Source organism: Mesorhizobium sp. WSM2561 (genome assembly GCF_000513915.1).
Classification (GTDB): Bacteria; Pseudomonadota; Alphaproteobacteria; order Rhizobiales; family Rhizobiaceae; genus Mesorhizobium; species Mesorhizobium muleiense.
In genome coordinates, this window is record NZ_AZUX01000062.1 from 1 (window position 1) to 23,959 (window position 23,959).

Annotated in this window: 16 protein-coding genes and 1 pseudogene; 8 read left to right on the forward strand and 9 right to left on the reverse strand. The window is 62.2% G+C overall.

The features are described 5' to 3' along the window. The 6 genes and pseudogenes from M727_RS42590 to M727_RS0130460 form a co-directional block, all read left to right on the forward strand. Positions 1-213 (forward strand): annotated as a pseudogene (locus M727_RS42590) (VOC family protein); the annotation flags it as partial. A 310-nt stretch (positions 214-523) separates the two neighbouring features. Continuing rightward, positions 524-2,461, forward strand: a complete 1,938-nt coding sequence (gene asnB / locus M727_RS0130440; RefSeq protein WP_027155746.1) for an asparagine synthase (glutamine-hydrolyzing) — start codon at positions 524-526, stop codon at positions 2,459-2,461. Between the two features lie 20 nt (positions 2,462-2,481). Continuing rightward, positions 2,482-2,739 carry an acyl carrier protein gene (locus tag M727_RS0130445; protein ID WP_027155747.1) on the forward strand — a complete coding sequence of 86 codons (258 nt, stop codon included), beginning with the start codon at positions 2,482-2,484 and terminating at the stop codon, positions 2,737-2,739. Positions 2,740-2,762: 23 nt separating this feature from the next. Continuing rightward, the gene (locus M727_RS0130450) at positions 2,763-4,304 is read left to right on the forward strand and encodes an AMP-binding protein (protein WP_027155748.1); all 1,542 of its coding nucleotides are present in this window, start codon (positions 2,763-2,765) and stop codon (positions 4,302-4,304) included. Beyond that, positions 4,301-5,308, forward strand: coding sequence for an NAD(+) synthase (gene nadE / locus M727_RS0130455; RefSeq protein ID WP_027155749.1), 1,008 nt, complete (start codon positions 4,301-4,303; stop codon positions 5,306-5,308). The genes M727_RS0130450 and nadE overlap by 4 nt, the downstream gene beginning before the upstream one ends. Positions 5,309-5,467: 159 nt before the next feature. Next, positions 5,468-6,742, forward strand: a complete 1,275-nt coding sequence (locus tag M727_RS0130460; protein ID WP_245269056.1) for an NAD(P)/FAD-dependent oxidoreductase — start codon at positions 5,468-5,470, stop codon at positions 6,740-6,742. Positions 6,743-6,765: 23 nt separating this feature from the next. On the opposite strand, the gene M727_RS0130465 is transcribed toward M727_RS0130460, so the two are convergent. The 8 genes from M727_RS0130465 to M727_RS0130505 all read right to left on the reverse strand — a co-directional run bounded on the left by M727_RS0130465 (position 6,766) and on the right by M727_RS0130505 (position 15,407). After that, a complete protein-coding gene (locus tag M727_RS0130465) occupies positions 6,766-7,875 on the reverse strand; it encodes a hypothetical protein (protein ID WP_027155751.1) in 1,110 nt (369 codons plus the stop codon). 264 nt (positions 7,876-8,139) lie between these two features. Beyond that, positions 8,140-8,925, reverse strand: coding sequence for an SDR family NAD(P)-dependent oxidoreductase (locus M727_RS0130470; protein ID WP_027155752.1), 786 nt, complete (start codon positions 8,923-8,925; stop codon positions 8,140-8,142). A gap of 13 nt (positions 8,926-8,938) precedes the next feature. Beyond that, positions 8,939-9,934 carry an ABC transporter permease gene (locus M727_RS0130475; protein WP_027155753.1) on the reverse strand — a complete coding sequence of 332 codons (996 nt, stop codon included), beginning with the start codon at positions 9,932-9,934 and terminating at the stop codon, positions 8,939-8,941. A 132-nt stretch (positions 9,935-10,066) separates the two neighbouring features. Continuing rightward, on the reverse strand, positions 10,067-11,107 hold the full coding sequence (locus tag M727_RS0130480) for a sugar ABC transporter substrate-binding protein (protein ID WP_027155754.1): 1,041 nt from the start codon (positions 11,105-11,107) through the stop codon (positions 10,067-10,069). Positions 11,108-11,146: 39 nt separating this feature from the next. After that, positions 11,147-11,911: an ATP-binding cassette domain-containing protein gene (locus M727_RS0130485; RefSeq protein WP_027155755.1), complete on the reverse strand. Its 765-nt coding sequence runs from the start codon at positions 11,909-11,911 to the stop codon at positions 11,147-11,149. Positions 11,912-11,949: 38 nt separating this feature from the next. Then, the gene (locus M727_RS0130490) at positions 11,950-13,116 is read right to left on the reverse strand and encodes an ROK family transcriptional regulator (protein WP_027155756.1); all 1,167 of its coding nucleotides are present in this window, start codon (positions 13,114-13,116) and stop codon (positions 11,950-11,952) included. A 346-nt stretch (positions 13,117-13,462) separates the two neighbouring features. Next, entirely contained in the window at positions 13,463-14,767 is a 1,305-nt protein-coding gene (locus tag M727_RS0130500; protein ID WP_027155757.1) for a M23 family metallopeptidase, read from the reverse strand. A gap of 172 nt (positions 14,768-14,939) precedes the next feature. After that, the gene (locus tag M727_RS0130505; RefSeq protein ID WP_027155758.1) at positions 14,940-15,407 is read right to left on the reverse strand and encodes a peroxiredoxin; all 468 of its coding nucleotides are present in this window, start codon (positions 15,405-15,407) and stop codon (positions 14,940-14,942) included. Between the two features lie 95 nt (positions 15,408-15,502). Here M727_RS0130505 and M727_RS0130510 point away from each other — a divergent pair, with 95 nt between their 5' ends. Then, positions 15,503-18,877, forward strand: coding sequence for a DUF3971 domain-containing protein (locus tag M727_RS0130510; protein WP_027155759.1), 3,375 nt, complete (start codon positions 15,503-15,505; stop codon positions 18,875-18,877). 178 nt (positions 18,878-19,055) lie between these two features. Here M727_RS0130510 and M727_RS0130515 read toward each other — a convergent pair whose 3' ends face one another. Then, positions 19,056-20,786: an adenylate/guanylate cyclase domain-containing protein gene (locus M727_RS0130515; RefSeq protein WP_027155760.1), complete on the reverse strand. Its 1,731-nt coding sequence runs from the start codon at positions 20,784-20,786 to the stop codon at positions 19,056-19,058. Between the two features lie 608 nt (positions 20,787-21,394). Between M727_RS0130515 and M727_RS0130520 the strand changes: the two genes are divergently transcribed. Continuing rightward, complete coding sequence (locus M727_RS0130520; protein ID WP_027155761.1) at positions 21,395-23,278, forward strand: adenylate/guanylate cyclase domain-containing protein; 1,884 nt, start codon at positions 21,395-21,397, stop codon at positions 23,276-23,278. Positions 23,279-23,959 lie beyond the last annotated feature (681 nt).

A 23,959-nucleotide genomic window follows, 5' to 3' on the forward strand; every position in this document is an offset into this window, starting at 1 on the left:
GCGCTGAAGGTAGACGATGAAGAACGCTTGCAGGAAGTCAGGCGACGTCTGGTGAAGGCAGGCGCTTCGGATGGGACCATTACAGATTTCGGCGCTGTCCGTCTTGTGACCTTCAAGGACCCCGATGGAATGGAGGGCGAGGTCGCACGGTGGACCGATAGCAAACGCGTGCTCGGCTTTGAAGAACGCAAGCAGGAGCTTTGGCCAGACTGATCCGACTGATCCTGCCTCACACCGATGCTCCCGTCATCGGCCTGTACTGTGCTATCAGCTACCTCCGATGAGGACTGGAGTCGCTGCGCGAGTCGGTCAAGCGGGGCAACGCTGTCGCGCCGCCGTTGCTCGAACAAAAATTGCGTTTTGCGTTGAAATATACTTCTCTATCCGGGAAGAGATAATAGAACAGAAAAGTACCTTGTCTTTTAATTGTTGTTAACCATGTGTTAGGCGAAATTATCCGGTTAACGCTTCAGCCAGCTATCGAGCTTATGTTCCGCATCTCACCGATATATGAGTCATGGCAATGTGCGGATTCGGGGGCTATTTCGGTTCGATCCGGGATGCGGAAGCTTTGCTTGCGCGCATGATCGCTGCGATCGCCCATCGCGGGCCGGATGAACAAGGGAAATTTGTAGCAGCCGACGCCGGGCTCGGGCATGCGCGGCTGTCGGTGATCGGCATCGGTGATGGCCAGCAGCCGATGTCCGACGTCTCAGGCAATTTGACGATTGCGTTCAACGGCGAGATTTTCAACTACCTGGAACTGCGCGAAGGGCTGATCGCCAAGGGCCGGCGCTTCCGTACGTCGAGCGACACCGAGGTCATCCTGCACCTGTATGACGAGATGGGCGAAGACTGCCTGTCGCTCCTGAACGGCGATTTTGCCTTCGCGATATGGGATAACAGGCGTCGGCGCATGGTGCTTGCCCGAGACCGGATGGGTGTCCGGCCGCTGTTCTACACGAACAGGGACGGCGTGCTGTACTTCGCGTCGGAGATCAAGGCGCTGCTGAAGGTCCCCGGCGTCTCGGCCGAGATCGATCCGATAGCACTCGACCAGATCTTTACGCTGTGGGCGCCGATCGCTCCCCGCACGGCTTTCCGCAACATCCACGAGCTGGAGCCGGCGAGCGTGATGATTGCGACACCGGGGCAAGTCACGGTGAAACGCTATTGGCACCTCGACTATCCGCATCGGGACGCGCAGCCGAAGGTCACGAACGAGGACGATGCGGCCGAGGAACTGCAGGCACTCTTGACCGATGCGGTGAGGCTTCGCATGCGCGCCGACGTGCCGGTCGGTTCTTATCTTTCCGGCGGGCTCGATTCATCCCTTGTTTCGGCGCTTGCCGCCGGCATGACTCCTCTCCAGCTGCAGACATTTTCGGTGACGTTCGACAGCGCCGAGCACGACGAAAGCGCCTTCCAGACCGAGATGGCTTTGGCACTTGGCGCCCGGCATCGAACCGTTGCCTGCCAGGCCGGCGATATCGCCGGCGTCTTCCCAGAAGTCATCCGCTTTGCCGAGCGGCCGATCATCCGCACCGCACCGGCCCCGCTCTATCAGTTGTCCGGCCTCGTTCGCCAGGCCGGCCTGAAAGTGGTGCTGACCGGCGAGGGCGCCGACGAGGTTTTTGCCGGCTACGATATCTTTAGAGAAGCGCGTGTGCGTCGGTTCTGCGCACGGCAGCCGGCATCGCGCATCAGGCCGCAGCTGTTCCGCAGGCTTTATCCCTATCTGCCGGGCCTGCAACAGCAGTCCGTGGAGTATTTGGCGGCGTTCTTCGGCGCCGGCAACGCTGCGCTCGACGATCCGCTGTTCTCGCATCGGCCGCGCTTCAAGACCACGGCGGCGGCGAAGATTTTCTTTTCCGGTGACCTGCGCGCGACGTTGAAGGGCTATGATGCGGCCGAGGAACTGGTCGGCCGGTTGCCCCAGGCTTTTTCCCTGTGGCACCCGCTGCATCAGGCGCAATATCTCGAAAGCCGCTTCCTCCTGCCGGGTTACATCCTCTCCAGCCAAGGCGATCGGATGGCCATGGCGCATGGTATCGAAGGGCGGTTTCCCTATCTCGACCATCGCCTGGTGGAATTTGCCGCAAGACTTCCGCCGGACATGAAGCTGAAGGGACTGGTGGAAAAGCACATATTGCGCAAAGTGGCGGGGCATCTGCTTCCCAGCGCGATCCGGGAGCGTGCCAAGCAGCCCTACCGGGCTCCGGAAGCCCGCTCCTTCGTTGGAGCCGGCGAACTCGACTATGTCAGCGATTTGCTGAGTGAAGCGAGCATCGCTGCCGGCGGACTGTTCAACGCCAAGGCGGTGGCCAACCTTCATGAGAAATGCCGCACGCAGCCAGCGTCCGGGTTCCGCGACAACGCCGCCTTCGTCGGCATTTTGTCGACGCAACTGTGGCAGAAGAATTTCACCGGCCAAGAGGCTGGTGCAGCAAGAGCAGCTTGAGGAATCCAGGGAAGGAAAAAATGATGATTACAATCAAGGACAAGGTCAGAGCCTTTATCGTCGACAACTTCCTGTTCGGCGACACGTCCTACGAACTTGCAAATACAGCCTCGCTGATCGAGAACGACATCATCGACTCGACCGCCGTGGTCGAACTCGTGGCGTTCATCGAGGATACCTTCGGCATAGCGATGGTCGATTCCGACATCGTGCCGGCCAATTTGGATTCGGTCGACCGTATTTCGTCCTTCATCAAGGCGAAAGCGCCGACAGTCTAGGCCCGATCGGCGAGGAGCGTTCCGTGCGGATCGAGCATTTTCTGGCCGCGAATGCCGCTGCCCATCCTGCCAAGACGGCATTGATCACCAGCCATAAAAGGCTGAGCTACGAAGAACTGGACGATCTCTCGAGCCGCCTTGCCGCTGCCCTTTTCCTGAACGGCGTCAGGCGCAACGACCGGGTCGTCGTTTTCATGGACAATTGCTGGGAGATCGCGGTTTCGATTTTCGCCGTCCTCAAGGCAGGGGCGACCTTCATCCCGGTCAACCCGTCCACCAAGGCCGACAAGCTTGCCTACATCCTTGCCGATTGCGACGCTGCCGCGATCCTCACCCAGGCAAAACTGATGCCGGTGATCACTGAAGCCTGCGGCGGCAACACCGACATCTTCGTGGCTTCCACCGTCGGCGCCGATGGCCAATGCCCGGTGGGGGCTGCATCGCTGGCCGACTGCCTGACGCTCGAAGCCGGGGAGATCGACCACCGTGGCATCGACGTCGATCTGGCGATGTTGATCTACACCTCGGGCTCAACGGGCCGGCCCAAGGGCGTGATGATGACGCACCGCAATTGCGACGCGGCGGCGGACTCCATCACCACCTATCTGCGCAACACGTCCGACGACATCATCCTGAATGTGCTTCCGCTCGCCTTCGACTATGGCCTCTATCAGTTGCTGATGGCCGTCAGGCTCGGCGCCACGCTCGTGCTCGAAAAATCCTTCGCCTTTCCTCAAGCGATCTTCGAACGTATCCGCGAGGAGGGCGTCACCGGTCTTCCGCTGGTGCCGACGATGGCAGCGATGATCCTGCAGATGCGTGACCTGGAACCGGGCTTCCTGCCCAGCGTCAGCTATATTTCCAACACGGCGGCGGCCTTGCCGCCGGCCCATATCGAACGTCTGCGCTGCCTTTTTCCCGGTGTCAGGCTGTATTCGATGTATGGCCAGACGGAATGCAAGCGCTGCACCTATCTGCCGCCCGAGGAGCTCGACCACCGGCCGGGTTCGGTCGGCATAGCCATTCCGAACACCGAAGCCTTTGTCGTCGACGACAACGGGCAGAGCGTGCCGCCAGGTGTGGCGGGTGAGCTGGTCATTCGCGGACCCCACGTCATGCAGGGTTATTGGCGAAACGAAGCTGCGACGGAACGAGCGCTGCGACCGGGCCCGAACCCTTGGGAGAAGGTCCTCTACACCGGTGACCTGTTCAGGACCGATGAGCACGGCTTTCTCTATTTCGTCGGCCGCAAGGACGACATCATAAAGACGCGGGGAGAGAAGGTGGCGCCGAAGGAAGTGGAAGCCGTGCTTCACGCCCATCCCGGCATCGCCGAAGCCGTTGTCGTCGGCGTGCCGGATCCGCTGCTCGGGCATGCGATCGGCGCGCTCGTCATACGCTCGGACCTGAAGCTCAGCGAAAAAGATGTCATGCGCCACTGCGCCCGTCACCTTGAGGATTTCATGGTACCCAAGATCATCGAATTCCCCTTGGAATTGCCGAAGACGGATACCGGCAAGGTCAGCCGCCGGCTTGCGGCAGAGATGATGGAGGCCGCGCAATGAGCGTTCGCCCCGGCGATGATGCGCAGGCCTTTCTGGCGCAGGCTCTGGCGATCGACCCTGCCGCCGAAACGGACAGGATCGTGACCGCCTTGCACCAACAGTTGCGCGGCATTCGCAAGCGCGGCCTCGTGCTCGGTCTTTCCGGCGGGATCGATTCCAGCGTTTCGGTGGCGCTGGCGGCGCGAGCCGTCGGGCCTCAGAATGTACTGTGCCTCTTCATGCCGGAAAACGATTCCGATCCGGAAAGTCTGCGGCTCGGCCGCCTTGTCGCCGGCACTTTCGGTGTCGAGGCTATCGTGGAGGATATCGGGCCGATCCTGCGCGCCATGGGCTGCTATCAGCGTCGCGACGCCTTCATCCGCGAATTGGTCCCGGACTACGGCGAAGGCTGGGCCTCGAAGATCGTGATTGCGAATGCCCTTGAGCATGAGGGCTACAATATCTCGTCGCTGGTGGTGCAGGACCCCAAGGGCAAGCAGACCAAACTAAGAATGCCGCTCCCGGTTTATCTCGGTATCGTAGCTGCCACCAACATGAAACAGCGCACCCGCAAGCAGATCGAATATTTTCATGCCGACCGGCTGAACTTCGCCGTTCTTGGAACGCCCAATCGGCTGGAATACGATCAGGGCTTCTTCGTAAAAAATGGTGACGGCGCGGCGGACGTCAAGCCGATCGCCCACCTCTACAAAACGCAGGTCTATGCGCTGGCGCCCTATCTCGGCGTGCCCGAGGAAATCCGCAATCGGCCGCCGACCACCGATACCTACTCGCTGGCGCAGACGCAGGAAGAATTCTACTTCTCGCTTCCTTATGACCGCATGGACCTTTGCCTTTGCGGCCTCAACAACGGCGTGGCGGCCGAAGTGGTGGGGCAGGCGGCGGGACTGGACGCCTCGCAAGTGGAACGCGTCTGGGCCGACATCGCCGCCAAACGCAAGGCGACGCGCTACCTGCACCTGCGCCCGCAACTCATCGATGAGGTTGAGGAAGTCGATACCTGACCTGCTCCCCAACCTGGCCAAGGCGAGCGCTTCGGGGTGACCGATGTTCCGCCTGTCCGTCTTGAATGCGCTCGGCCAGTCGGACGGAAATCGGCGGTGCTGGACTAGTTGCCGTGGACAAGGCTTAATGCTGCGCGGCGAGACTGCCCGGGGGCGATTATGAGTTCACCGCAGCACATGAGCGATGGCGGCGATGTTCTCGATGCCGTCGTCATCGGGGCCGGCTGGGCCGGCCTGGGTGTCAGCTATTGGCTGGCGCGACGGGGCCTGCGCCACAGCGTATTGGAGCGGGGCCGCATAGGAGAGACCTGGCGCACACAGCGATGGGATTTATTTCGGATGAATACTCCCAACGTGCAGACCGTCATGCCGGGCGATCGCTATGACGGTCCGGATCCGGATGGTGCCCTGACGCGCGATCAGTTCGTCACTCTCCTTGAGGATTTCGCCGGGCGCAATGCGCTGCCGATCGAACCGGATACTGCGGTAAGCGAACTCACGCACGAGAATGGCGCCTATCGGCTGACCACCTCAAACGGCACGCTTTGGGCGCGCAATGTGATCGTCGCAAGCGGCAGCCTGAATTGTCCGGTGCGCCCGGTCTGGGCCGCCGCGTTGTCGCCCGCTCTCCGCCAGATCGACGCTTCCGGCTACCGCAGCGCTGCCGATCTGCCCGATGGAGCGGTGCTGGTGGTCGGAAGCGGCCAATCGGGTGCCCAGATCGCGGAGGAATTGGCGGACGCGGGTCGAACGGTCTTCCTTGCGACCAGTCGTGTCGGACGGCTTCCACGGCGCTACCGGGGCCGCGACATCATGGTCTGGCTGCTCGAAAGCGGGTTTCTCGACGTGCGCCGGGAGGAAGTCATTCGACTTGCGGGACGCATCCCGCCGCGTGGCGTGCTCGGGTCGACGCGTACGATAAGCCTTCAGGCGCTGAGCGCGCAGGGTGTCGTGCTGCTTGGGCGTCTCACCGGCATCGACGATGGCGGCAGACTCTCGTTTGCCGACGATCTCGAAGCGAATGCCCGCTTTGCGGATGAAGCCTCCGAAAATGTCAGACGCCATGTCGACGACTATATCAGCCGCATGGGGATCGATGCACCCGTTGCGGAGCCCGACCCGGCGGAGACGGTCGCAATGCGTCAGCCGAACCCGACGATCGGTTCGCTCGATCTCTCCCGCTCCGGCGTTACGAGCGTGGTGTGGTGCACGGGCTTTAAGGGCGATTTCAGTTGGATGAGGCTTCCCGGTGCGCTCGACAGCGCGGGACAGCCTGTTCACGCGGATGGCGTGGCCGCCCTGCCGGGACTTTACTTCGCAGGGCTGGACTTCGCCTTCACACGCAAGTCAGGCACCATCTTGGCGATCGCCGAGGAGGCACCTCGCCTTGTCGATCATATCGCAGGGCATAGTCAACAAGCTCCTGACAGCTGAGCGAAGGCAAAGGCCTGAACGCTTCAGGTGAAGTGACCCAGCCGGCTCCACTGCTCGCCCGCAAGCCCGTTCAGGAAAACTTGCGAGTTCTTCATGGCATCCAGAAGCTCTGGATCGCGTGAATGCACCACGGTCGAGGCAACGGTCAGGAAAGCGATGCGTCGCCCCAGCATTGCTTCCAGAAGTGCGGGTTGAATGCGTCCGCGCAGGCCGCTGACGCCGCGCACGGCGGCATCATCGATCAGGCAGTCGATCACCGAACCCGCCTGGCCGGGGAGGGCGAGGATCTGCAGCACGCGACCGATTCCACCTGCCCGTGCGTGATAGGCGAATGCGCCGACATTGGTGCCGACCGGCGATGCCACGGAAACATAGACAAGCTCGCCCAGCTCCGGCCTTTGTGCCGCATCGGTCAGCATATGATCAAGCTGGTCTGCCGCCCAACTCGGGCGCAGGGCGAACTGGGCGGTCAACGGTTCGACGAGCCTGGCAAATGCGTCGCTGTCGATTTGCGATGTCCGAAAGGCGCCATGACCTGCCCCGTCCGCCGCCACGCCGGACCAGCGTCGTTGGCTGGACTTCATTCGCCTGCAATAAAACCGGTCGAGGGCATGGGCAAACGGATTGAGCATTCGGACAAGCTTCATGCGACTGGCGGAAAGGCTGAGCACAAAGCTCGACGGCCGCATCACACGCACCCAGTCGAGGCTGTATTGCGGCAGGACAACGCCGCGCAGCCTGGTCCACAATTTAGTGGAAATATCGTTGGCGGTCTCGCTGAACGAGATATCCTGCGCGCCATCCAGATAAGCCTTCAACAAGCGGGCGCCGGCCATCGGGTCGCGCTCATGATCCTCGACCATCAGCGAACTGCAGATGGCGGCGCGTAATTGCCTGCCGTTGAACTGCATCGGCAACACGTGAACGCCGACGAACCCGGAGACGCGGCCGGCGTCGTTGACATGGACAAGCGACCGCAGATCGCCTCCGCAACCCGGCGCCTCCAGATAAAACCGTCTCATATAGTCGATGAGCGCGGCCGGTGCTTCGGTCCGCTCCTTGCGCAGCACGCGTTGGAACATGCCTGCGACTGCCGGAAGATCGGCACCTTCCAGGGCGCGAATGACGCTCAAGCCCGGCTCCCGGCACCAGAGTCCCCGCGTTTCCAGACCATGGCAAGGCCCGGCTCCCCATTGGCCATCGCGGCGAACGGCAACTGCCCGCAGCTATGCAATCTACAATTGCACTCGCTCCGGTGATGGTCGAAAGGAGAGCTGTAACGCAGCGGCAAGGCAAGCCCTTTGCTTGATCATGAAAACCAGCGTAGCTGCTGTTACCAGCTTCGGGTAAACCGATGTTGAAGTATTGGGCGGCGAATCGAGTTTATCGGGCGCGGATCATGGCGGAAGCAGCCGGAAATCCTTGCCTTCGGGCAGCAGCTGCCCGCCGTCGACGATGATGGTCGTGCCGGTAATGTAGCTGGCGTCGTCCGAAGCCAGGAACAGGAAGGCATTGGCCACGTCGCGCGGGCTGCCGAGGCGGCCGAGCGGTATGGAGTCCTCCATGTTCTTGATATAGGCGGCGCCGCGATGCAGCTGGATTGCTTCGGTGAGGATATTGCCGGGCTCGACGCCGTTGACGGTGATGCCATAGCCCGAGAATTCGAGAGCGGCCGAACGGATCAGGCCGTTGATGCCGGCCTTGGTCGCCGAATAGTGGCCGTGACCGGGGCTGGTGACGTGCGGACCGGTGATCGAGGAGGTGAACAGCATGCGGCCAAAGTGCTGCGCCTTCATCGGAACGAGCGCCGCACGGGCGGCATTGAAGCTGCCGCGCAAATTGACCGCCATGACACGGTCCCAGTCCTCCGGGCTGGTGTTTTCCAGCAATTGCCAGGGATAGATGCCGGCATTCTGGACCATGATGTCGAGATGGCCGTGATGGTCGAGCGCCAGTGCGACGGCGGCTTCGGCATCGGCCATCTGCGAGATGTCGGTGCGGATGAAGGCAGCGCCGAGCTCGTCCGCGGCCGCTTGCCCGGCCTCGACTTCGGTATCGGCCAGCACCAGCTTGGCGCCCTCTTCGGCAAAGCGTTGTGCGATGCCCTTGCCGATGCCGCGCGCACTGCCGACGATCAGCGCGACCTTGTCCGAAAGTCTTCCGATCCCTGGACGCCCGGTCATGCCAGCCCCCCTCTCATGCCAGTCTTTGGCGGATGGTTTGCTTGAACGCGTCGAGCAGCACGGCGGCAAGCACCAGCAGGCCATGGATCACCTGGGTGAAGTTGGCCGGCAGGCCCATGAGGTTGATCGCCGTGTTGATGGCCGATAGCAACAGCACGCCGGCATAGACGCCGGGCAGGGTGCCGACGCCACCCTTCAGGCTGACGCCGCCGATGACGACGGCGGCGAAGGCGTTAAACAGCAGGCCGACGCCGAGATTGGCGGTGGCGCCGGAGGTGCGGATCGCCAGCAGCCAGCCGGCAAGGCCGGCGATGGCGCCGGCGAGAACGAAGGCAATGACGAGGTTGCGGTTGACGCGGATGCCGGCGCGGAAGGTTGCGGTCTCGTTGCCGCCGATCATGATCAGGTGCCTGCCGAAGGGGGTCTTGGCCATGATCAGCGAGAAGACCACGAAACACGCAATCGCGATCCAGGCGGTGAGCGGCAGGCCAAGCAGGCGCTGAATGCCGAACCAGCGGATTGCCGGCGCAAGGTCTTGTGCCGAGCGGCCGCCGGAAATTACCAGCACGAGGCCGCGCACCCAGATGTAGGACGCCAGCGTGATGATGAAGGCACTCATCTTCACCTTGACGACCAGGTAGCCGTTGATGGCGCCGATGATGCTGCCGACAGCAAGGGCGATCAGCAGCGAAACCGGAACCATCAGCCATTCCGGGTGCAATTGAACGCCAAGACCGATACCTGCCGAGCAGAACAGGATGCCGACCGCCATGGCACTGAGCGCCGCCACGGATTCGACCGACAGGTCCATGTGACCGGTGATGATGACCAGCGCCAGGCCGATCGACATGACGCCAAGCACGCTCGACGCCTCGATGATGTTGGCGAAGATGCCGAGCTGGAAATAGTTCGGAATGGAGATGGAGAAGACCACCAGCACGAAGACCAGCATGAACCAGACGAGGTTGTCGAGGGCGAACTCGAGGGCGTGGCGCGTGCGGGGATTCATCTGCTGATCCGGCTGGCGCATCGATTCTCGGAAAGGATCATGCGCGGATTGAAAATTGCTGCAGCTTGCCATGCGCGTCCGTTCGAACGCGCAGCTCCGGGCCAGCGCGGCCCGGAGCCCTGGGCGACTTTGCTATTCGACCGGCTTCACGGTGCCCGAGGGCGGCTTCATGTTGCCCCAGAAGGCCGGGTTGTCGACGTTTTCCTTAGTGATCGCAGCGCCGGGGATCTTGATGTTCGGTCCCCAGGCTTCGATGGTCATGGCCGATTTCAGGCCGAGCACGTCGTATTCGCCCGGCTTGATCTCCTGCTTGTTGACGACCTTGTCCATGAACATGGCGACGGCGGCGGCTTGAGCGTAGAGCGGCTGCTCGACTTCGACGTTGAGCCAGCCTTTGCGGATCAGATCGAGGCCGACCGGCGCACCGTTCGAGCTCATCAGCATGACGTCGCCCGGCTTCTTGCCGGCGGCCTCGAGCGAGGCGACGGCAGCGACCGAGAGATGGGCGGCGTGGCTGAAGATCAGGTCTATATCAGGATTGGCGAGCATCTGGTCGTTGACGATGGTCCCGGCTGCATCCGCCGCCCATTGCATGGCAGGCACCGAGATGATCTTGACGTCCGGGAACGCCTTCATCTTCTCCTCGAAACCCTTCTGGATGTCGAGCGTGTAGGGGTCGCCAGGATCGCCGAGCACCTGGAGGATCTTGCCTTTCACCGATCCGTGCTTCGCCTTCAAGAGTTTTTCGGCCTGGTCGGCGGCAATCTGGCCGATCTCGACCGTTCCAGCCACCGAGGTGAAGTCGGATGGCGTCGAGGTGATCTGGCGATCGAACTCGACAACCGGGATGCCGGCGGCGCGGGCGGCCTCGATCGACGGCTTCAACGCATTGAAATCGACGGCAGCGAGAATGATCGCCGACGGCTTGAGCGCAATGACGTCGTTCATCTGCGATTGCTGAGCGTCGGTCTTGTTATCGGCGTTCAGCGTCTTCATCTCATAGCCGACCTGCTTCAGGAACATCTCCAGAGCGCTCACCGAGCCGGTCTGGAATTCATCGAGCAATGTCGGCACCAGATAGTAGACGGTGCCCTTGGACTGGGCGAATGCCGGCGTGAGCGTGGCAAAGGCCAGTGCCAGGATACCGAAGACGGAAAGAAGTATTTTCTTCATGTCGTTCGCTCCTCTTGCGCCGGACCCCTCATTTGTCCCTCAGCCTGCCGGTCCGGCACCGGCGAGCGTCTCTCCGGTGATCATGTCGATCACCGCGTCGGGACTTGTCTTGTTGCGCGCGACATCGCCGGCCACGACGCCTTGCCGGATCACCACGATCCGGTCGGCGACCTGGAAGGCCTGCTGCATGATATGGGTGATGATGACGACGCCGATGCCTTGCCTCGCCACCTGGCGGATCATGTCGAGGCCGCGCCGCGTCTGCTCGACGCCGAGTGCTGCGAACGGCTCGTCGAGAAGCACGAGCTTGCCGCCAAAATGCACGAATCGATTGAGCTCGATGGCCTGCCGCTGGCCGCCCGAGAGATGCTCGACATTGGTCCTGAGCGAAGGGATGCGCGTGCCGGCGCTGGCCAAAGCCTTTTCGACCACCTTCTCCATGGCCGGTTCGTCGAGCACCGGAACGCCAAGAAATTTCCTGGTGATCTCGCGGCCCATGAAGAAATTGGCCACCACGTCGACATTGGTGCAAAGCGACAGGTCCTGGTAGACGGTCTCGATCCCAGCCGCCTTGGCCTCGGCGGGAGATTTGGCGAGAAATTCCTTGCCCTCGAACAGCATGCGGCCGGAGGTCGGCTCCAGGCCGCCGGCGATGATCTTGACCAGCGTCGATTTGCCGGCGCCATTGTCGCCCAGAAGCGCCACCACCTCACCCTTGCCGATCGAGAAGCTGATGCCCTTGAGCGCTTCGATCGCGCCAAAATTCTTGGTGACGTTGTCGAGCACCAGCAGGGGTTCGCTCATGCCAGGCTGAGCTCCGCTCATGCCAGGCTGAGTTCCGCTCATGCCGCGATCCCCTTGCCTTGCAGTATATCTCGCCCGCGTTCGCGCTCGGCGGTGAATATCTGGCCGAAGCGCGGCGAAAGCACACCTGAGACGGCAAGTGCGGCGGCCCCGCGCAGCACCGCATGCTGGCCGCCGCGTGCGACAGTGACACGCGGCGCCGTGCGGTCGTTTCGCGCCGAGATCGAGTTGGCAAGCTTGGCAACCGAACCGGCCAGCCGTTCAAGCAGATCGGTGGACGCCAGTCCGCCGAGGATGATGGTTTCGGGATCGAACAGGTTCTCGACGATGGTGATGGCGTTGCGGAAGATCGGCCCGACTTCATCAACCCAATCGGCGTCGCTGATGTTCCGGCGCCGCAGCGCCTCGAGCGAGAGGTATCGTTCGAGGCAGCCACGATTGCCGCAGGGGCATGGCTCGCCACCCGGCACGACAGGGATGTGTCCGATTTCGCCGGCATTTCCCCAGGCGCCGCGCAACGCGCTTCCGTCATGGACCATGACGCCGCCAAGACCGACACCGAAATAGAGATAGTAGTATTCGGAATATCCCGTCCCGAGGCCGTACAGGCGCTCGCCCATTGCCGCGGCCGCCATGTCGGTCTCAAAAAACGCGGGCAGCCCGGTCGAGGCCTCCAGCCGTTCCCGAAGCGCCACGTCCTTCCAGCCGGTCATCGTCGTCGGGCCGACAAAGCTCATCGACTCCACGCCGAAAGGGCCGGGCAGCGCCATGCCGATGCCAAGAACGCGACCGCCCGGCCGCAGCCCGGTCAATTCAAGCACCATCGCGCCGATCAGATCGAAGGCATGGTCGGGCGTAGCGTTGGGGGCCTCGCGGTAGGCGCTCTCGATCACGTCTCCGCTCAAATTGATCAGCGCCGCATTCATACCCAGCGGGGTGACGTGGATGCCGACGGCATAGCCGCCCTCCGGGTTGATCCGCAGGGTCGCCGGAGGCAGCCCACGCCCCCGCGGCTCTTCGCGCATCGATAGAACGTAGCCGTGCTCTTCCAGCTCGCGAACGATGGTCGAGACCGTTTGAACGGTGAGCCCGACCCGCTTGGCAATGTCGCCGCGGGCGATCGGACCGTGAAGGCGGATGGACTCAAGGACGATACGCCTGTTGTAAGGCCGCCCAAACTCCTGATTGGTCCCCCGCAGTGCCATGTCTTGCATCCCTGGGAGACAAGAGGGTGGCACCGAATATTTATTCAGTCAAATGGAATTCAAAAAGAATTCCGATCCGGCTATGTCGCGTTCTTTCGCGCCCCCTCTGTCCTGCCGGACATCTCCCCCACAAGGGGGAGATTGGCAGCTTCGCCGGTGGCGCTCCTCTTGCGTTGGAGATTGGCGAAAGCCGCCGTGAGCACGATCTCCCCCAAGTGGGGACCAAGTGGGGGGAGATGTCCGGCAGGACAGAGGGGGGCGCTGTCCCGCCAGCATCAAAAAGGTCCCGCACCGACGCTCGCAGCCGAAAAAGCCTCCGACGTGTCAGAGGCATCCCTGCCGGAGACTAAAGATACCGCGCGACCTTCTTGCCGACCCTTAGGAAGCGCAGCGGGTCGATGGCCTCGCCATTGTGGCGGATTTCGTAATGCAGATGCGGGCCGGTCGAGCGGCCGCTGCTGCCGGTCTTGCCGATGACGTCGCCGGCATTGAGCCTCTTGCCGACGGTCACGTCGATTTTGCTGAGATGCCCATAGCGCGTCGCAAAGCCATTGCCATGGTCGACCTCGACCATGCGGCCGTAGCCGCCGTTCCAGCCGGCCTTGACGACGACGCCGGGCGCCGTGACCTTGGCGGGCATTCCGGTCGGCGCCCTGAAATCCATCCCCGAATGCAGCGCGGCGGTGCCGAGGAGCGGATCGGTGCGCACGCCGAACGGGCTGGTGACCGAGCGGCCGGGCGCGGGGTTGGCGAGCGGCAGCCGTCGCGCCTCCGTCTTCAGCCGGTCGAGCGCGTCCAGCGCCTCGTCGAGTTCCCTTACCTTGCTGTCGAACGTCATCGAACTGTCGAGTGGTATCAGCGGACCGCCGGCATCGCTCTTGCCGAAATCGCCGTCGACCGGCAGGCCAGCCGCCTCGAGCGCCTGAGAAATCGCATCGGCGTTTTTGTAGGCGTTGTCGGCAAGCGTGGCGATGCGGGTGATCTGCTGGCTCTCTATGGCCTTGAGCGCGGCGTTGATCGACACGAACAGCCTGTCGGCACGATCGGCCGCCGTGTCGCTCGGCAGCGGATCGGAGCGGGTCGCCCACAGCGAGAACGGCCTGGCATCGCCAGCGCCAAGGCTGGCGCCGAGGCTGGCAACCGCATAGGCCTGTAGCGGGGCGTCGATCACGTCGGAGCGTTTATCCGGGGCGCGTTTATCCGGCATGGCGGACGCGCCGCTGCCTGCGGCAGGCGGCGTTCCGACGTCGCTCTCGGCGCGTTCGAGGAGCGGGCCGAGGCGGCCATGGCGCAGGCTGAGCTGGGTCTGTCGTTCCAGCAACTCGCCAACTTTGGTTTCCATGAGCTGCTGGTCGAGCAACTGACGGCTGGTGATCCGGTCGACCTGGGCGCGCAGTGCGGAGATGCGGTCCTCATAGGCCTGCTGCATGCGCGCCTGCCGTGCCGTGGTCGCGCCGATCAGGTCGTCGCGCAGCACGAGATAGGAGGTCGCCAGCAGATAGCCTATCGCCATCGCCGCCAGCGCCGAGCCGCAAAATGCGGCAAGCCACGGCCGTATGGTGAAATGCCTGATCTCGTTGCCCCGGGCGATAATGACCGTGTGGGGCTCATTGCGCCTGCCAAAGACCGTTGACTGACTGGCTACGTTCACAGGACCAAGCTTTCGTTACGACACCAACGACAAGCCCGATTACACATCATTAAGGTTAACGGTCGGTTGCTGGCGCCCAGCTTGCAGCCCATGGGTTGCAGCCGGATTGCTTCGGCGCCCGTGCTTCACACGGGTTCAGGCCACAGCCGAAATTGACGTTCCGAAATTGATGTCAAAGCGCGCGCACGGCCTCCAGCACCGCCTCGGCATGGCCTTTGACGCGAACGTTTCGCCAGATCCGGGCGATCCGTCCGTCGCTGCCGATCAGGAACGTTGCGCGCTCGACGCCCATATAGCGGCGGCCATAGAGCTGCTTCTCGACCCACAGATGATAGGCTTCGATCACCTTGCGCTCCTCGTCGGCGACGAGGTCGACGGTCAGATCGTATTTCGACTTGAATTTGTCGTGTTTTCGGACGCTGTCCGGCGACAGGCCGATCACGACAGCGCCGAGCTTTTCGAATTCCGGCTTCAACTGCGAAAAGCCGATCGCCTCATTGGTGCAGCCGGTGGTGTCGTCTTGCGGATAGAAGTAAAGCACGACCGGTTTTCCCAGCAATGACGCCAGGCTGAGCGACCCGCCGCCGTCGCGGGGAAGGTCGAACTGCGGCGCAACGTCGCCGACGTCGAGATCAGCCATATCGATGCCCTTGTTTGTGGTTACGCGCGAAGCCTCATCGATATATTGTCGCAGCGGGATTCGTCCACGGTCGAGTTCGTTCAACGGAAAATTGTGTGGATCAGGAGCAGCCGCAGCACGAGAAGATCAGATTCAGGCGTGATGAAATCACCGACCTGGGGGCCTTCCCGTCCGCGTGCCGCGTACCGCCGCTCGGCCAGGGCCGCGGCGTTGGTATTCTTGCGCGGCTGTTTGCCGGCTTTTTGGCTCTTGTGCTGCTTGCCACCGCCGTTGTGTATGCGATCGGCATGTCCGGCTTCGGCGCCGAGCGGCTGCGGGCCGAAGCGGAAACGGCCATCGAGAAATTGGCCGGCGTCGACGTCGACGTTGCGGTCGGGCCGGCCCGTCTCACGCTCGACGGATCGAGCTTCATTGCGCTGCAGGTCAGCGACGTCAGCCTCAAGACCGCCGACGGCAAACCGATGGCCGATGCCGGGCGTGTCCGCTTCGGCGTAAGGCTGATACCGCTGCTTTCGGGCGAGGTGCGGCTGACCAGCGCCAGGATTTCCGATGCGCGCATCGTGATGTCGGCGCTGCCGTCGGGTGGCGACTGGACGGCGGCGCTGCGCAATGACGACGGCCTCATCGATCCGGAAAGGCTGGCCGGCACGGTCTTTGCCAGCATCGGTCACGCGCTCGATGCGGTGCGCGAGGAGCAGATGCGCCGGATCGAGCTGCGCAATGTCGACCTCGTTCCGCCCGAGGCCGGGTTGGTCAAACTGGTCAGGATCGCGGATGCTACCGTTGCGCAGTCGGGGCCGGGCGGCATGGAGTTTTCATCCGACGCGGCTGTCGACGGCAGGGCACTCACCATCGCCGCCTCAGCCAGCCGTGATACGACGACGCGGCGCGTGACGGCGTTGGATGCCAGCGTCGAGATAACGCAGCTTGACCAGGCTGCGGCAGCGCCGGGCGGGACACTTGGCGCGATTGCCCTGAAGCTGGCGGGATCGGAAGGATCCGGCGAGAACGCGTCGCGGCTGACGGCCTCGTTGTCGTTCGCCGGTGCCGTGCTCGATCTTGGCACGCGTGGCTCGCTTCCAGCAGACGTCGATCTCGCTGCGACGCTTGTCGCCGGCGCCAACAAGGTCCAGGTGGACCGGCTGCAAGTGAGGACCGGTCGCTCGACATTCGAGTTCGCCGGTTCGATCGGGCCGAAGCCGGCGACTGGAACAGCGGGCGAGGAGCCGTCCTATCGCTACGACCTGACCAGCGACGGCTCGACGCTGGCGCCTTCGGAATCCTCCGAACCTGCGCTCGATTTCATCGCCCGGGTGGCCGGCGTCTACCAGACCCGCAGCCGCAAGCTCGTGGCCGAGCAGATCGGGATCAGGTCCGGGCCCGCCAGCGAGGCGCTGGGCACGGCTTCGGTCGAATTCGCCAGGGGAAAGGTGCCGGGCATATCGGTAGCCTTCAACGTCCACGACATGCCGGTCTCGCATGTCAAGCAGTTTTGGCCCTGGTTTTCGGCGCGAAACGCTCGCCTTTGGGTGCTGAAAAACCTGTTCGGCGGCCGCGTCGTCGACGCCACCCTGCAGTTCCAGGTCGTGCCCGGGCGCCTTGGCAACGGCATCCCGCTTTCATCAGATGAGATATTCGGCCGGTTCCAGGTCGAAGGATCGCGCTTCGATACAGCCGGTCGCATTCCGCCGATACGCGATGCCGTCGGCGTCGTCGAATTCCACGGCAATGACGTCGACATCGCCTTGTCCTCGGGCAACGTCTATATGGCCAGCGGCCGCACGGTGGCGGCAAGCAACGGCACGATGACGATCAAGGCGGCGAACCGCCCGCCGGTGATCGGCGCACTCGATATCGATGTTGCCGGGGAGGCGTCCGCAATCGCCGAGCTCGCCTCCTACGAGCCTATCAATGCCATGCGCCATGTCGGCCTGCTGCCGGACGACCTGTCCGGCACGGTGACCGGCCACGTCAAGGCGGATATTCCGCTGCAGTCGGGCGTCGACAGCTCGAAACTCGATTGGCTGGTGACGCTCGATTACAAAGACCTGTCGCTGGGCAAGCCGTTCGAAGACCAGACGGTGACCGACGCGGATGGTTCGATCACGGTCGAACGCGAGAAGGCGGTGATATCAGCCAAGGCGCTGCTCAACGGCATTCCAGCCGAACTCGACCTGATCGAGCCGCTCAGGGATGGCGGACCGCCACGCAGCCGGAAAGTGGCGCTGATGCTCGACGACAAGATACGTGCCGCCGCCATGCCTGGCCTGTCGGAGCTGCTTTCCGGAACCGTCAAGGTTGAGATCGACAAGAGCGGCACGGGCAACCAGACTGTTTCGGCGGACCTGACCAATGCCAGGCTGGACATTCCCTGGGCAGGCTGGAGCAAGGGCCCCGGCATTCCAGCCAATGTCACATTTGCCATGGCCAAATCCGGCGACACCACGACGCTGTCCGACTTCGACCTGAATGGAAAGACCTTTTCGATCGATGGCGGCGTGGTGCTGGTCAAAGGCGCCCTGTCCTCGGCGCGGTTCAGCAACGTCAAGCTGAACCGGGGAGACAACGTTGCCGTTTCGGTGAAACGATCGGGCAAGGGCTACGCGATCGACATCAGCGGCAGCGCGCTGGACGCGCGCTCGCTGATCAAGCAATTCACGTCCGATGTCGACACCGCCACCAAGGCCACGGGCTCCGACGCGATTTCGGTCAGCGCCGACGTCAATTCGCTGACCGGCTTCCACAACGAGACGCTGTCGAACCTGAAGCTCGACTACAGCGCCGCCGGCTCGAGGGTGAATGGCCTCAAGGTGAGCGCCACGGCAAGTTCGGGTGCTGCCATCAGCATCAGCAACACGACCGGCGCCAGCAGGCGCGCCCTCAACGTGCGGTCGGCCGACGCCGGCGCAATCCTGCGGTTCCTCAACATCTACGAGCATATGGAGGGCGGTTCGATCACCCTGGCGCTCGCCGGGGCAAGCGATGGGCCGATGAAGGGCCAGGTCGACTCGCATGATTTCTTCGTGGTCAACGAGCCGAAACTCGCCTCGCTCGTATCGACGACGCCGGCCGGTGACAGCCGCAGCCTCAACGAAGCCGTCAAAGCCAATATCGACACGTCGAGAGTGAAGTTCGAGCGCGGCTTTTCCGAGATCGAAAAGGGCACCGGCTATCTGAAGCTGGCCAATGGCGTGCTGCGCGGCCCGCGGATCGGCACCACCTTCCAGGGCACGCTCTACGACCGGAATAACAACATGGACATGACCGGTACCTTCATGCCGGTCTACGGCATCAACCGCATTTTTGGCGAACTGCCGCTGTTCGGCGCGTTGCTCGGCAATGGCCGCGATCGCGGGCTGATCGGCGTCACCTACCGGCTCAGGGGCGATGCCAACAAGCCCAAACTGGACGTCAATCCGCTGTCGGTGATCGCGCCCGGAATTTTCAGGTCGATCTTCGAGTACCGGTAAGGTCAAAACCCAATCACTTCGAGCGACCGAGTCTTGACCCTGAGTGGATCGCCCCGGCTGAATTCACGCCCATGACCTAAGCCGCCCGTCGTTCGGTCATGCCACAAGGTCCGCATCGGGTCGGGGGCGGTCTTTTTTGCCTGTCCCCGATTGGATCCGGTTCGTAGTTACCGGCTGGCTACAGGTTGGCAATACCGGCTTTCAGCAGTCCCTCGCGGACGTGCTGCACATCAGACTTCTGGGCATAGTGCAGGGTGGCGATAAATGAATCGAGGTCGAATTGGGGATCGAGCGTTTTGATCTTGCCTAGATGCGCCGCGGCCGCGATTTCGTCGCCGAGCCAGCCGTAGCAGGCAGCGGCGAAAGCGTGCTGAACCGAGTCCATGGTTGACAGATGCATGAAAGCTTCGATCGCCTCGCCATACTGGCGCGCGGCGAAATGCGCCTTTCCCAGATGGCTCCAGAACCTCTCCGGGTGGTGCGGGTTCAACTGCATTGCCTTGCGGATCCATTCAATTCCCTCTTCCGGCCTCCCCAGCCACGTCAACAACTCGCCTTGCTGCACCACCACGAGGTCGTAATTGGGATTGAGGGCGAGGGCGCGCTCTTGATGGTAGCGCGCTGTGGTCAGCTCATTGTTGTTGACGTTCACTGCGGCGAGGATGCGGTGGACATCGGCATCGTTGTCGTCCAGCGCCAGCGCCCTGTCCAGCGCTGCCATGATGTCGTTCCAGACGGCATCCCTGTCTTTGCACCAGTCATGGACCCAGGCCTGGCCAAGAATGCAGGCCCGCCAGGCATGGCCATGGGCATAATCGGGGTCGAGCGCGACGGCCCTGCCTATCAAGGTTTGCGCGCGTTCATTATCCTCAATCGTGCCTCGGTGATGCAGCACCTTGGCAGCAAGAACACATTCATACGCGGCCATGTTTGCAGGTTTCGCCCGCGCGAGCTGGTCCCGCTGAGCCGCCTCGACACGACCGGGCAGCGTGGCTGCGATCGCCGCGGTTACCTCATCCTGAATCGCGAATATGTCGTCCAGCTTCCGGTCATATTTGTCTGCCCAAATATGAGCGTCATTCGCCGTGTCGATGAGCTGAACCGTCACGCGCACCCTGTTGCCGATCTTGCGAACGCTTCCCTCCACCAGGTATTGGACGTCGAGTTTCTCGGCCACCTCGCGCACATTCACGGCGCGGTTCTTGTAGACGAAGCTGGAATTGCGCGAGATGACGAACAGTTCATGATGGCGGGACAGTTCGGTGATGATGTCCTCGGTCAGTCCGTCGGCGAAAAATTCCTGCTCGGGGTCGCCGCTCATGTTGTTGAATGGCAGCACCACTATCGAAGGTTTCGAGATGGATCGCTTTGCCTCGACTTCTGGCAGGACATGACTGTCAAACCCAACGCGATAGAGGCGAACCGGGCGGCTGATGTTCTTTAACGTCTTCTCGCCCAAATCCTCCATGGCAATTTCGAGACGGTCGGCAATTTGGGTCGCCACCGCTGCGGTCACGCAGATACCGCCGACGTCGGCGAGTTGCTCGATGCGCGAGGCGATATTGACGCCGTCGCCGAAAATGTCGTCATCGTCGAAAATGATGTCGCCGAGATTTATGCCGATCCTGAATTCGATACGCCGTTCTTGCGGCACATCCGAATTGCGCCGTTTCATGCGCTGTTGGATTTCCACGGCGCATTTCACGGCATCGGTCACGCTCTGGAACTCAACGAGCATGCCGTCTCCGGTGGTCTTGATGATCCGGCCCTTGTTCTTCGCGATGGCGGGATCGACCAGTTCTATGCGATGGGTCCGAAGGCGTGCGAGCGTGCCGGATTCGTCGGCCTCCATTAGCCGACTGTAGCCCGCCATATCGGCAGCCAGAATTGCGGCTAGTCTCTGTTCCATCGCCTGAACCAAAAACCAAGCCTATCCTTCCTGGGCTGCCAAATCCAGCAATTTGGGCTTTTGGCTGAATCAAGAAGTCTTCCTACCGCAGCAGCAGGAAAAGGCGGATCAGAACCTTCCGCTTTCCGCCAGGTGGCTGCGAACTCGATCGCATCGATGGCGGGAGACGCCCCGATCCGCGCGGCGTCAGACCGACGTCCGACATGAACAGGAATTGGGACCATAGTGGCCGCACTCGCTGACGTCTGCAAATGGCGCTACCTTCCTGTTCGAGAAACCGGAAGGATTGACCCAAGTCGGCCGTTCCGGGAGGCAAGCTCGAATGTCTCGAAACTTGCGGAAATGGACTTGAGCTAAGGCTAGGCCATGCGCCGCTTTGCCACCCACCGATCCGTGGGGCTGCGTTCGACGACGGTCCTCACACTGCAAACGACTTACGGGAGGCACACGAACAATCGGGCTCACATGGGCATTCCACACCGAGGGACTGCCTGCGGCGATCAGTAGAAGCGTTGGATGAAACGCGGGTTCCCCTGAAGCGCTGTTGAGGTCGGTCGTTTCATTTAAGTGCGACCAGTCCTATAATCCGGTGAGGTTAGGCCGAACCAATGGACCGCAAGCTTTCCGCCATTCTTGCTGCTGATGTCGTGGGCTATTCCGCGCTGATGGAACGCGACGAGGCTGGCACATTCGAGCGCCTTCGTGCGGGACGCAAGGAACTGTTTGAGCCGGAGATTGCCCGCCATCACGGCCAGATTTTCAAGCTTATGGGCGACGGGATGCTAGCCGAATTTGGCAGCGTGGTGGACGCCGTGGAATGCGCCGTCTCGCTGCAGCGCGGGCTGGCGGAACGTAACGCCGCCGTTCCCGAGGACCAGCGGATCCGGGTCAGGATCGGGATCAATCTCGGCGAGGTGATCGTCGAGGGCGAGGACCGTTATGGCGAGGGCGTCAATGTCGCGGCCAGGCTTCAGCAGCTGGCAGACCCGGGCGGCATCTGTGTCTCGGCAACGGTCGCCAGGGAGGTTGAGAAGAAGCTGGCTTTCGGCTTCGAGCCGCTGGGCGAGCAGAAGGTGAAGAATATCGCCGAACCGGTGCAGGCCTTCCGCGTCATCCTTGAGGGACAAGCCCCACGCCAGCAGTCATCGCCTCCGCGCTGGGTTTTGGCAGCAGCAGCCGTGCCAGTCCTTATTCTGGTTTTGGCCGGGACGGTCTGGCAATTCTGGCCGACTGCGACAGTAAGTGGCAAACCATCGGTAGCGGTGCTGCCGTTCGACAACTATGGCGGCGACGAGACGACCGGACGCCTCGCCGATGGCCTCACTGAGGACATAATCACCGATCTGGCGGGGTTCCCTGAATTCCAGGTGATCGCCCGTAACTCGACTGAACAATACCGGGACAAACCAGCCGTGCCGAGTGAAGTGGGCAAGGCGCTTGGCGCAGGATTTGTGGTCGAGGGTTCCATCCAGCGTCAGACCGACCGCGTGAGAATTACGGCGCAGCTCATCGACGCCAAAACGGGCGAACATCTTTGGTCACAGCGCTGGGACCGGCCGGACGAGGACTTGTTCGCAATCCAGATTGAAATTTCTGAGCAGATTTCGAACCGCCTCGGCGGCGGCGCAGGTTTGGTCCAGGAGGCGGGCCGCATCACCGCCCATCGAAAGCCGCCCGAGAATCTCAATGCCTACGAACTCTATCTGCTCGGCACCGAAAAACTCGAGCAAGTCAATCAAGCGGATGTCGAGGAGGCTGTCAGGCTGCTCACCCGCGCGGTCGAACTGGACCCCGGCCTTGCCCGCGCTTGGGTCGAACTTAGCCATTCCCACGGTATCTTGACCGGTTTTGGGGTTGAACGCGACAAGAACCGGGCTCTCTCTGCCGAGGCTGCCGAGCGCGCTGTCCAGCTCGACCCGAGCGATGCCGAGGCGCATGCTGTTTATGCGATGATTTTGGGTGACAGACGCGAATTCGAACGCGCCAAGGCAGAGTTCGATACCGCACTGCGCCTCGCTCCCGGCCAGTTCGAAGTTCTGACTTTCTATATCGATTGGGCCTCGACCTTCGGCGAGCCTGAGCGCGTCGCGCAACTGGTCGACAAGGCAGTCAGTCTCAACCCCGGTTTCCCGATGTGGAGTGCCAGGATTTTCGCTCACGCCTACTTCATGGTGGGCCGGTATGAGGATGCCCTGCGGATGCTGGACCGCTTGACGCCGGAAAACTATGGAAGGAAACATTGGGTGATGCGTTCTGGCGCGCTTGCGGCTCTTGGCCGAACTGAAGAGGCGAAGGTCTCAGTAGCGGACGCACTCAGGCGGTTTCCCAATTTGACCGTCGGGGGATTTATCAATCTGCCCGGATTCAATGAAGGGGAGCGCGAGCGGTTGATCAAAACGATGCGGCTCGTCGGCTTTCCTGATTGCGCCAAGGCGGAAGAGCTCGCGAAGATAGAGAAGCCGCTGCGCCTGCCCGACTGTGCTTCGCCATAATAGCGTTGAATGGCGGCCACGGACGACAAACGTCTCGAAGGGTCCGAGACGCGACCTTCGTTTCACGGACCGCGAAAGCCCAGATGTGGCGCTCCTTGCCCGTTCCGGTAGCGACCCAGACGGCAAATTTCCACCCTTTTGAGACTTAAAACGCTCCATCGCGGTATAATCCGAGCCCATGCGCCGGCCAGCTCGGTCGCGCCAATTGCCTACTTTCCTGGCGCTTGTCCAGAGCCGACCTTCGCGCAAGGACTCGAGTCGACCCGTAGCTGCCCTTCCTGCGGAGAAGAGCAAAGGCAAGCTTCCTCGTGCGCGCGCACCGTGCCGGGTGTATGTTGCTGATATGAGTTGGGTCGACGCCCTTCAGGCTCTCACGCCCCAGCAGGGTCGGGTCAGCAACAGGAGGAAGTTATGGCAGACGTGACGCTAAGAAATCAGAACTCCGAGCTCGTTCGGCGCNGTTGTGCCGCGTTCAACTCGGGAGACATGGACACGCTCACGCAAATCATCGACGAGTCCTGCATCTGGCATACTCCGGGGAAGAGTCCGATCGCCGGGGACTACGAAGCCCGCGAGGCGACCTTTGGCCAGTTCGGCCGCTATGGCGGCGAAACCACGGGACTTTCAAGGCCAACCTTTTGCATGTGATGGAGAGCGAGGACGGACGCGCGGTCGGCGTCC

What these genes read in the sequence shown, in the direction of transcription:
- M727_RS0130470 (WP_027155752.1), bottom strand. Translation starts at nt 8,925, where the DNA reads ATGACCGGGCGTCCAGGGATCGGAAGACTTTCGGACAAGGTCGCGCTG.
- M727_RS0130505 (WP_027155758.1), bottom strand. Translation starts at nt 15,407, where the DNA reads ATGGCTGATCTCGACGTCGGCGACGTTGCGCCGCAGTTCGACCTTCCC.
- M727_RS0130490 (WP_027155756.1), bottom strand. Translation starts at nt 13,116, where the DNA reads ATGGCACTGCGGGGGACCAATCAGGAGTTTGGGCGGCCTTACAACAGG.
- M727_RS0130485 (WP_027155755.1), bottom strand. Translation starts at nt 11,911, where the DNA reads ATGAGCGAACCCCTGCTGGTGCTCGACAACGTCACCAAGAATTTTGGC.
- M727_RS0130520 (WP_027155761.1), top strand. Translation starts at nt 21,395, where the DNA reads ATGGACCGCAAGCTTTCCGCCATTCTTGCTGCTGATGTCGTGGGCTAT.
- M727_RS0130475 (WP_027155753.1), bottom strand. Translation starts at nt 9,934, where the DNA reads ATGAATCCCCGCACGCGCCACGCCCTCGAGTTCGCCCTCGACAACCTC.
- M727_RS0130445 (WP_027155747.1), top strand. Translation starts at nt 2,482, where the DNA reads ATGATGATTACAATCAAGGACAAGGTCAGAGCCTTTATCGTCGACAAC.
- M727_RS0130480 (WP_027155754.1), bottom strand. Translation starts at nt 11,107, where the DNA reads ATGAAGAAAATACTTCTTTCCGTCTTCGGTATCCTGGCACTGGCCTTT.
- asnB (WP_027155746.1), top strand. Translation starts at nt 524, where the DNA reads ATGTGCGGATTCGGGGGCTATTTCGGTTCGATCCGGGATGCGGAAGCT.
- M727_RS0130515 (WP_027155760.1), bottom strand. Translation starts at nt 20,786, where the DNA reads ATGGAACAGAGACTAGCCGCAATTCTGGCTGCCGATATGGCGGGCTAC.
- nadE (WP_027155749.1), top strand. Translation starts at nt 4,301, where the DNA reads ATGAGCGTTCGCCCCGGCGATGATGCGCAGGCCTTTCTGGCGCAGGCT.
- M727_RS0130460 (WP_245269056.1), top strand. Translation starts at nt 5,468, where the DNA reads ATGAGTTCACCGCAGCACATGAGCGATGGCGGCGATGTTCTCGATGCC.